Source organism: Streptomyces sp. NPDC054840 (assembly GCF_053611065.1).
In genome coordinates this window covers 1-9,146 of sequence record NZ_JBSGZP010000269.1, presented here as the reverse complement: position 1 = coordinate 9,146, position 9,146 = coordinate 1, and the positions used below count along the sequence as shown (strand labels likewise).

General features: G+C 72.8%; 8 protein-coding genes. 4 read left to right on the top strand and 4 right to left on the bottom strand.

Annotation, left to right across the window (positions count from 1 at the left end; genetic code table 11):
• Together ACWGIU_RS19995 and ACWGIU_RS19990 are read right to left on the bottom strand one after the other, a co-directional pair.
• The coding region (locus tag ACWGIU_RS19995) for a sensor histidine kinase (protein WP_453707595.1) at positions 1–2,398 on the bottom strand (2,398 nt) is incomplete at its 3' end.
• A 245-nt stretch (positions 2,399–2,643) separates the two neighbouring features.
• On the bottom strand, positions 2,644–3,423 hold the full coding sequence (locus ACWGIU_RS19990) for an MHYT domain-containing protein (RefSeq protein ID WP_453707599.1): 780 nt from the start codon (positions 3,421–3,423) through the stop codon (positions 2,644–2,646).
• Between the two features lie 177 nt (positions 3,424–3,600).
• On the opposite strand from ACWGIU_RS19990, the gene ACWGIU_RS19985 reads away from it, so the two are divergent.
• Entirely contained in the window at positions 3,601–4,200 is a 600-nt protein-coding gene (locus ACWGIU_RS19985) for a class I SAM-dependent methyltransferase (protein WP_453707593.1), read from the top strand.
• A 51-nt stretch (positions 4,201–4,251) separates the two neighbouring features.
• Here ACWGIU_RS19985 and ACWGIU_RS19980 read toward each other — a convergent pair whose 3' ends face one another.
• Positions 4,252–5,166, bottom strand: coding sequence for an oxygenase MpaB family protein (locus ACWGIU_RS19980; protein ID WP_453707591.1), 915 nt, complete (start codon positions 5,164–5,166; stop codon positions 4,252–4,254).
• A 135-nt stretch (positions 5,167–5,301) separates the two neighbouring features.
• Here ACWGIU_RS19980 and ACWGIU_RS19975 point away from each other — a divergent pair, with 135 nt between their 5' ends.
• The gene (locus ACWGIU_RS19975) at positions 5,302–6,090 is read left to right on the top strand and encodes a hypothetical protein (RefSeq protein WP_453707590.1); all 789 of its coding nucleotides are present in this window, start codon (positions 5,302–5,304) and stop codon (positions 6,088–6,090) included.
• Between the two features lie 290 nt (positions 6,091–6,380).
• Positions 6,381–7,397 carry a polyprenyl synthetase family protein gene (locus tag ACWGIU_RS19970; RefSeq protein WP_453707597.1) on the top strand — a complete coding sequence of 339 codons (1,017 nt, stop codon included), beginning with the start codon at positions 6,381–6,383 and terminating at the stop codon, positions 7,395–7,397.
• Positions 7,398–7,548: 151 nt separating this feature from the next.
• On the opposite strand, the gene ACWGIU_RS19965 is transcribed toward ACWGIU_RS19970, so the two are convergent.
• Positions 7,549–7,731: a hypothetical protein gene (locus ACWGIU_RS19965; RefSeq protein WP_453707588.1), complete on the bottom strand. Its 183-nt coding sequence runs from the start codon at positions 7,729–7,731 to the stop codon at positions 7,549–7,551.
• Positions 7,732–8,126: 395 nt separating this feature from the next.
• Between ACWGIU_RS19965 and ACWGIU_RS19960 the strand changes: the two genes are divergently transcribed.
• On the top strand, positions 8,127–9,146 hold a 1,020-nt coding region (locus ACWGIU_RS19960), incomplete at its 3' end, for a GAF domain-containing protein (protein WP_453707586.1).

Here is a 9,146-nt window from a genome sequence, read left to right as displayed (position 1 = left end):
CGGCCGCCTGGGTACGGATGCCCGCGCCCGCGGGGGCGCGTGGACGGAGCGAAGCCACCGGGGCCGGGCGCGGCTCCTCGCGTACGGGGTTCGGGGCCGGAGCCTGGGCCGGGGGCTCGGCCGAAGGGGGCCGCGCGTCCTCCCGTACGACGGCCACGGCGGGCGGCTGTTCGGCCCGCGCGACCGCCTTCGGTGCCGGGGAGGAGGACGAGACCGGGGACGGGGCACGGGCCGGAACGGGGGCCGTCGGCTCCGGTCGGGGCGCCGGGTCGGATTCCGGAGCCATGGCGGTGCCCGGGGCCGAGCCATGGACGGAGGCAGCGGCACGCGCTCCGGCGGGGACCCCGGTCGTGATCGCGCCCTGGAGCATGGAGTTGGGCAGGAGCACCACCGCGGTGGTGCCGCCGTAGGGTGACGTGCGCAGGTGCACCTTCACTCCGTGGCGCGCCGAGAGCCGGCTGACCACGAAGAGCCCGAGCCGGTCGCTGGCGAAGAGGTCGAGCGACTCGGACCGCTCGATGCGGCGGTTGGCGTCGGCGAGGGTTTCGGGCCCCATGCCGAGTCCGCGGTCCTCGACCTCCAGGACGTAGCCGGCGCCGACGGGCTCGCCGCTGACCCGGACCTTGGTGTGCGGCGGGGAGAACTGGGCGGCGTTCTCGATGAGTTCGGCGAGCAGGTGGGTGAGGTCGGCGACGGCGCCCCCGACCACGGCGGCCTCCGCGAGCTGCCGGATCTCGATCCGCGGGTAGTCCTCGATCTCGGAGACGGCGGCCCGCACGACGTTCGTGAGCGGGACCGGCATCCGCCAGGCCCGGCCCGGGGTGGCGCCCGACAGGATGATCAGGCTTTCCGCGTGCCGGCGCATCCGGGTGGTCAGGTGGTCGAGGCGGAAGAGGTCGCCGAGCTCGTTCGGGTCGTCGGTGCGCCGCTCCATCGAGTCGAGCAGGGTGAGCTGCTTGTGTACGAGGACCTGGCTGCGGCGGGCGAGGTTGACGAAGACGCCGGAGATCCCGCTGGCGAGTTCCGCCCGTTCGACGGCCGCGCTGAGAGCGGCCCGGTGGACGGTGCCGAGCGCCTCACCGACCTGGGTGATCTCGTCCTCGGCCGGCGGCCCGGGCGGGGTCTCGACGGCGACGTCGATGTCCTGACCGGCGCGCAGCCGTTCCATCGCCTGCGGGAGTTTGCGGTGGGCGATCTCCAGGGCGGTGTTGCGCAGCGAGACGAGTTCGACGACCAGGGCCCGGCCGATCCGGACCGAGATGACAAGAGAGGCGGCGACGGCCGCCAGGCCCAGCAGCACGGCGGCCCCGGCCGGGGTGAGCGCCCCTTCGGCGAACGGGTCGGCCCGGTCGGCGGCCGCGGCGTGCACCGACGCCTCGACCTCCCGCATCGAGGAGGCGATGGCGTTGTGGGCCGCGTCCCATCCGGCGGGCACCCCGCGGCTCTCCTTGGAGGTACCGGCGGCCAGCGCCCGGTCCTCGGCGCCGGTGAGGTCGGCGTAGGCGGCGCTCTTGGCGGCGGACTCCCAGACCGCCTGGTGTTCGGCGGGGAGGTCGCGGGCGGCGGAGTCGGTGAGCGCGCGGCGGGACTCGACGGCGCCGGTCAGCTGCCGAAGCGTTTCGGTGGTGCGCGGGCCGGGGGCGGCGAGCAGCGCGTCCTCCCGGGACAGAAGTTCGGCGGCGCGGGAGAATTCGAGCAGGACCCGGGCGTCCGGGCCGAGTTCGGCCTTCTCTCCGCCGGTCAGGGCGCCGCCGACGGCGAACGCGGAGTCGACCACGCGCGTGTAGATCGTGTAGGCCGCCTCGGGGGTGGCGCGGCGGCCGGCGATGTCCTTGCGCGAGGATCCCAGGCTTTCGGCGGCGGCGACGAACGCCTCCAGCCGGACCACGATGTCGGAGCGGTAATCGCCGGAGTCCGCGACGGTGTGCTGGTCACCGAGCCGCAGCCGCTGCACGGCGGCGTCGGTCCGGCGGGCCTGCTGGTCCAGGGCGCCTTGGTCGCCGGCGGGGTCGGCGAGGAGCCGGACGGCGGCGCGGCGTTCGGCCTGGAGCTCGGTGACGGCGGCGGCGACGGGCGTACGTATCTCGGTGTCGACCTGGTGGACGCGGCCGAGCCGGGCCATGTCCTGGGCGGTGTTGACGGTGGCGAAGGCCCAGAGGGCGAGGAGCGAGACGACCGGGACCATCAGCAGCGAGACGATCTTGGCGCGGACGGTGGCGGGGCGCAGCCGCAACCGGGGCCGCGGTCCGCTCACGCGCGCGGCGGGCGGGTGGGGCTGGTGGGCCCGGAGCTCCGCCGGTTCCTCGGCCGGCGCCCCGGCGTGGGCCCGGCGGCCGCGTGCCGGGGGCGCGGGCATGCGCGGCGCCTCCGCTTCCGGTCTTCTGCGGGGTGTTCGCATGGGCTCCTCGTTCCGGGCGGTGCCTACGGGTGCGGTGTAGCGGGTGCGGCGGCAGAGCGGGTGCGGCAGGTGCGGCGATGCGGCGGGCGGGGGGCGACGGTCGGTGCGCGGCGGTGCGGTGCCGCGGGATCGGCGCGGTCGACGGGGGCCGTACGTGGCGGGGGGGCCGCCGGTGCGCGGTCACTCGCGGGCGGTGGACGGTCCGTGCGGGGCCGGTGGGCAGTCCGTACGCGGCTGGTGCGCGGTCAGTAGGCGGTCACGGTGTGCTCCCCCATGTGCCGGGCCGAAGCGGAGGCCGCGCGCTCGCCGGCCGTCGGGGAGAGCGCGACGAAGGCGGCGGTGATGAACAGGTAGGAGCCCAGCCCGACGGCGAGCGGGAAGATGAACTGCATGGCCGTGGCACCGGGCAGGGCCGCGTCCGAGGGGCTGACGCTGACGGCGACGGCCATCATCCCCGTGTAGTGCATGCTGCTGACGGCGGCGCCCATGACGAGCGAGGCGACGGCGACCGCCACCGGGGACTTGATGTTGAGCGCGGCCCACAGGGCGGCGGTCGCCGCGATCACGGCGATGGCGACGGAGAGTCCGACGGTGAGCGGGTCGAAGGAGAGGCCCCCGTGCAGTCGCAGGGCCGCCATCCCCAGGTAGTGCATGCTGGCGACGCCGAGTCCGGTGGTGAGGCCGCCCAGTACGAGAGACCGGCCACGTTCCTTGCCGTAGCCGACGGCGAAGACTCCGGCGCCGACGACCAGCACGGCGACGAGCAGGCTGAGGATCGTGAGCGGCACGTCGTAGTGGATCTCGGTACCCGTGACCTCGAAGCCGAGCATCGCGACGAAGTGCATGGTCCAGATGCCGGTGCCGATGGCGGAGGCTGCGGTGAGGAGCCAGTTGCGGCGAGAGGCTCCGGTCGTGGCGAGCGCGCGGACGGTGCAGCGCAGCCCGAGGGCGGCGCCGATCGATGCCATCACATACGACAGCACGGGTGTCAGCCACCCATAGGCGGCGTGGTCCAGATGTCCCAGGTGTCCCATGGCCACGGGACGCTAGTCCGGGTGAGGGCGCGAACAGGGGACGCATTTCGAAAGCAGCTGGAACTGCTGGAATATGACAGAGCTACGTGCATCTCCGATCACACCACGTGCCAGCTTGCACACGGCCCGCGGAGACGCGGGCGGGCCGCCGTAGGGGATCATGGGAGCATGAGCGAAGACCGGACACACGTGCAGGAGTTCTTCGGGGCCCGCGCGGCCGACTGGGACCGCAAGTTCCCCGGGGACGGGCCCGCGTTCGCCACCGCCGTGACCGAATTCGGGCTGCGGCCCGGGGACCGGGTGCTTGACGCGGGCTGCGGCACCGGGCGCGCCATTACCGCGCTGCGGGCCGCCGTCGGACCCGGCGGGACCGTGCTCGGCGTGGACATCACACCCGAGATGCTCACCACCGCGCGGCGGGCGGGGCGGGACTCGGAGGGCGCCCTGCTGCTCGCCGACGTGGCCCGGCTGCCCTTGTGCGACGAGGTGCTCGACGCGGTGTTCGCCGCCGGGCTCATCGCCCACCTGCCCGACCCGGGGGCGAACCTGCGCGAGCTCGCCCGGGTGGTCCGCCCCGGTGGCGGACTCGCGCTCTTCCACCCGATCGGGCGGGCGGCCCTTGCCGCGCGCCATGGCCGCGAGCTGACCCCGCAGGACATGCGGGCTGAGCACAACCTCGGCCCGCTGCTGACCGGTTCGGGCTGGGACATGGCCTCGTACGCGGACGACGACGACCGCTTTCTGGTGCTGGCCGTGCGTCGCCCGTGACATACGCCTTTACGTCGGCCCCTCACCCGGGGTCCGCGGAGGTGCCCGGGGTCAGGCCGGAGGCTGGGCCTCGGCTCCGGCGGGCCAGCGGGGATGCGGAACGGGGCAGCCGCCCGAGCCGGGCGCCGGGAACGTGCCGAGCTCACCCACGTCATAGCCGTCCGGATAGCACTTGATCTCCGGGTTCTGGCGCGCGTAGTGCGGGGCCCGGCGCGGGGGCAGCAGCCGTACCGCGCGGCCGCGCAGCCACAGGGCGCCCTGGACGAGGCGCCGAACCGGGGGGCGCGGGGCCTCGTACCGGAAGGCGTCGAGGAGCGACTCGTCGAGGAGGGCGAGACTCGCGCGCCGCACGGCGGGGGCGACCGGCGCCGGGTACCAGGAGGCCATGAGGTCGAGGGTGGAGTCGGCGACCTTGCGGGCTCCTTCATCCCAGCCGAAGTGGGCCTCCTCGTAGGCCGCGAGGGTGGCTTCGAACTCTCCATAGGAGCCCGGGATGTCCGTGATGCCCAGGTGGCGGCCGAGGGTGGCGTAATAGTTCGCGCAGGCCCGGCGCTCATGGTGGGTCAGCGGACGCCAGCCGTAGGCGTCCAGCCAGCGCGCCGGAATCACCACGAAGGTGCACAGGACGTACCGCATGTCCTCGTTGGAGATGTCGTAGCTGCGGTGCATCTGGTTGACGCGGCGGATGGCGGTGCGCGCGGTGTCACTCTCGAAGCCGTGCTCGACGACCGCGTCCAGGAGCAGCGCGGTGTCGTCGTAGCGCTTCTGGGTCCGGTCGGTGAACTCGGCCGTCTCGGCCAGCAGGCCACCGATGCTCGGGACGGCATATGTCCGGAACAGTGCCAGTTCCAGGGCACGGGTGAAGTCCCAGGGGAACTCGTAGGTGGCGATGAGTCGGTAGATGGCCAGGAAATCCCGGTCGGGATCGAGACGGAGGATCTCCCTCAGCCGATCGTAACGCTGCACCTGGTGTCCCTTTCTGTGGCGGGTCTTCAACTCTACGTGCAGGTAGCAGCCTTGGAAATCGTGTCCCGCAAGCTCTCGACGGGCGGGTTACCCGCTGGTTAAGGTGCGCCGACGAGAGAGCTACCAGGAGGCCAGGTGTCCGACGACGAGGGTGGCGGCTCGCTGTACGTGCTGACCGCTGTGCTGCTGACCCCGGCGCAATTCCCCAGCATCCTGGGCGACGACTTCCCCGAGGCGTGCTCCCTGCTGGGCGTGGCGCCGGAAGGGGAGGGGTACGGACTGGTGCTCGGCCAGGACGAGGAAGGCGCGCGCTGGACGGTCGTCGTGGACGACGTCTCGCTCGTCGCGACGGCCATCGCCTCCTGGGACTGCGGGATGGAATACGACCTGTCGCCCGACGAGCGGACGATCGTGGTCTCGCTGGCGGGCTGGCCGATGGAGTTGTCGGTGGCCGCGTCGGGGATCCCGGAGCCGCACGATCCCGAGCAGGGAGCGGACGGGACGGGGCGGGTCCCGCTCGCCCCGCCCTCGGCGGACGCATGGGGGCCGGTGCAGCGGCGGATGGGCGCGGACCAGATCGCGCGGGAGTGGGCCGACTGGCGGGAGCGTGTGGCCACGGACGGCGGGGCGGCGGCCGCCGCGCATCCCGGGCTCGCGCGGGCGCTGGAGGAGGCCTTGACGTACACGAAGACCCCGCCGCCGCCCGGCCGGGTGCGGTCCTCGTTCGCCGGCGAGGGGGCCCGGACGCTGCGGGTGGACGGGCCCGGCTGGTCGCTGGTGGCGCGCACCGGCGAGGCGGCCTTCGTCCTGCTGGACGAGGAACCGAGCGAGGTGCTCACGGTCCCCCATGAGGGGACTTCGGACCTGCCGGACCTGCCGGACCTGCTGACGGCGCTGGACCGGATCGCGGTCCGCCCGTCGTGATCCCGGGCCGGGGGGTGACCACGGTGGTGACGGCGGTGAAGGCAGTGACGGCAACGGCAGCGACGGCAACAGCGCCCATGAGGTACGACCCATACCGAGCGGTTCGTCGATGCACGACCCCAGGCGCGGGCCGCTCCGGCCCCCCATGATCGAAAAAATCCGGCCGCGGAGGCCGGAAATCGCTCTGGATCCCCCTCCTCCGGAATGATCGAATCGGCCAGTCACGCGGCTCAAAGGTGCGCACCTCGCACCAGCGGCCCATTCCACGACGGAGGCCATTCTTGAATTCCATGTCCTACCTGGACCTGCACCGGGAAGTCTCGCAGGACATCGACGCGGAGATCGACACCGCGCTGGAGCGCCTCGGCCCCCTGGCCGGCACGACCAGGAACTCAGTGGCCAAGCTCTTGGAACAGCGCAAACTGAGACATCCCCTCTCGGTGCTGCCGCTCCTCACCCACGCCATAGAGACCGGCAATCCGAAGCCGGCCATTCCGCTGTCCGCCGTCCACCTGCTGTGGTGGACCTCGGCCTGCTATCTCGACGACCTGGCGGACGCCAACGGTGCCTCCATCTCCGGCGAGCTCACCGAGAACGAAGCGCTGCTCGCCTCCGTCATCACGGGAAACTCGCTTCCCATCCAGATCCTCCTGTCACAAGATCTCCCGGAGTCGGCGCGCAGCGCCCTGATCACCGAAATCCTGAACGGATGGATCATCGGCGTCGACGGACAGATCGACGACATGCGCGGGGACATCTGCGGCGCCTCGCGGAAATCGGTGGTCGAGACGTATCGCGGCAAGTCCGGTGCGCCCTTCGGAATGATCACGGCGATGGCCGCGATATTCTCGGGAACGACGGACGAGAAGGTGGAGCTGTGGCGTGAATTCGGCTACGTCTTCGGCATCCTTTGGCAAATATTCAACGACCAGGAAGACATTCTGTCCGGTCGCAATGAAGACCTGCTCAACGGCACCGTCACCTATCTCCTCGCCTCCGTCATCGAGGACGCCTCACCCGCTTCCCGGGAGCACATCCTGGGCCTGTGTGCCGCCGCCGGGCGCTCACATCAGGCCAGGACGGAACTGGAGGGGCTGCTGCGGACGCCCGCCGCCCTCGACCGCTACCGGGCGGAGATCGACGCGTTCCGCGCCGAGGGGTACCGCATCCTGGACGAACTGGGCGGCGACGAGACCTATTTGCCGGTGCTCCGACACCTCGTGGACCACGCGTCCCAGATGCTGCTCGAAGCGGACCTCGACCTTGACCTCGACCTCGCCCCGGCCGCCGTGAGCGGCGCCGCCTGACCCGGCCGCCGCCCGGGCGGTCCACACCGCTCGGGCGTGACCGCTGCCGAGCGGGTCCGCGCAACGGTGCCGCCCGTCGGACACACCCGCCGGACTCCGCGCCGAAGCCGGAGCCCGTTCGCCCCGCGGGGCGCCTGCGCGGCGGCCGCGGTCAGCGGCCGATCTGCTTCCTGGATATACCCCGCAGACGACGCCGCTGAGAGGAGTCCAGCAGGAAGTAGGCGGCGAGCGGCACGCCGATCAGGACCAGCAACCCCGCCCAGAACCCCACGGTCCAGAACAGCACGATGGCTGCCACGACTCCGGCAACCGCGATCTTTCCGCTCGTGGACATCTGCGGACACCTCCTTCTGCCGTCGACCACTACTACCCCCTCAACGCGCCGTCACGACTGTGCGTTCCCGACACCCGCACGGTCCTCGAAGTCACCCGGGGCGTGGCCGCCCCCACATCGTCGCGCGCCCGCGGTGGGGACCCTCGGCCACCCGCACCCGGTAGTCAAGTTTGAGGAATGCGTGCGGGGCGCCGGATCCCGTCGGGGCCCCTCCGCCCCGGACCCCGGCTCGGCGCTGGAGGCCGATCCCGCCCCCATGAGGTTTCGGCCCCCGCGGCCGCGTACCGCCGGCGCCCTGGCCGACGTACGCCTTGCCGGGAGCCGGTACCCGGACGACGATGGGGACGCTCCGCAGCTTTGTAGCTCCTTGCCGCGCGGCACCACAGGAGGGTGACATGGGCGATCCGGCGGTGGCGCTGCCGGGCGGGGCCGATCCGGCCGCGCGCACGCGCGAACTACGACGGGCCCATGCCGCGTTCACCCGGGACGGGCGGGTCGAGGAGCCGGTGCGGGCGGTCATCGCGCGGTCCTGGCGGCGGTGCGCGCGAGCCCGGCTCAGCCCGGAGTGCACACCCAGGGTAGAGATCGCGGAGGCGGAGCTGCGGCCGTACCGGGAGGCGCACCCGCTGGCCCGGGTGATGCCGCTGTTCCGGGATCTCGTCGGGGCGTTCGCCGCGCGCGGGGCGCACCTGCTGGCGGTGTGCGACGCGCGGGGCAGCCTGTTGTGGGTGGAGGGCGAACCGGGCACCCTGCGGCGGGCCGAGGGCCTCGGCTTCGTCCCGGGTGCGCGCTGGGCGGAGTCGGCGATGGGGACCAACGCCCCCGGGACGGCGGTCGCGACGGGCGAACCGGTGCAGGTCTTCGGGGCCGAGCACTTCAGTCGCCGGGTGCACCCATGGACCTGCGCGGCGGCCCCGGTGCGGGATCCCCGGACGGGCACGCTGCTGGGCGCGGTGGACATCACCGGGGGCGACGGCCTGGCCCACCCGCACTCCCTCGGCTTCGTACAGGCGGTGGCCCGGGCCGCCGAAGCCCAGTTGACCCTGCTCGAACCGGATCCGCCGGCCGCCGCGGACACCCTGGCCGCCCTCGGCCAAAACAAAGCGCTGCTGGTCACCGCCGGTCGCACGCTCCGGCTCGGGCGGCGGCACAGCGAGATCATGGCGTTGCTCGCGCACCATCGCGCGGGCCTGTCGGGCGAGGAACTGGCGATCGCCCTGTACGAGGACGAGTCGGTGTCACCGGTGACGTTGCGCGCCGAGATCTCCCGGCTGCGCGCCCTGCTGGGGCCGTCAGCTCCGCTGTCGCGTCCGTATCGCACGGCCGGTCGGCTGGACGCGGATTTCACCGCCCTGACACGGCAGTTGGCCGCCGGGGCCGTCTCCGCGGCCCTCCACCACTACCCCGGGCCGTTG

Coding starts and splice junctions, on each gene's coding strand:
- ACWGIU_RS19965 (WP_453707588.1), bottom strand. CDS start 7,731: ATGTCCACGAGCGGAAAGATCGCGGTTGCCGGAGTCGTGGCAGCCATC.
- ACWGIU_RS19970 (WP_453707597.1), top strand. CDS start 6,381: ATGTCCTACCTGGACCTGCACCGGGAAGTCTCGCAGGACATCGACGCG.
- ACWGIU_RS19985 (WP_453707593.1), top strand. CDS start 3,601: ATGAGCGAAGACCGGACACACGTGCAGGAGTTCTTCGGGGCCCGCGCG.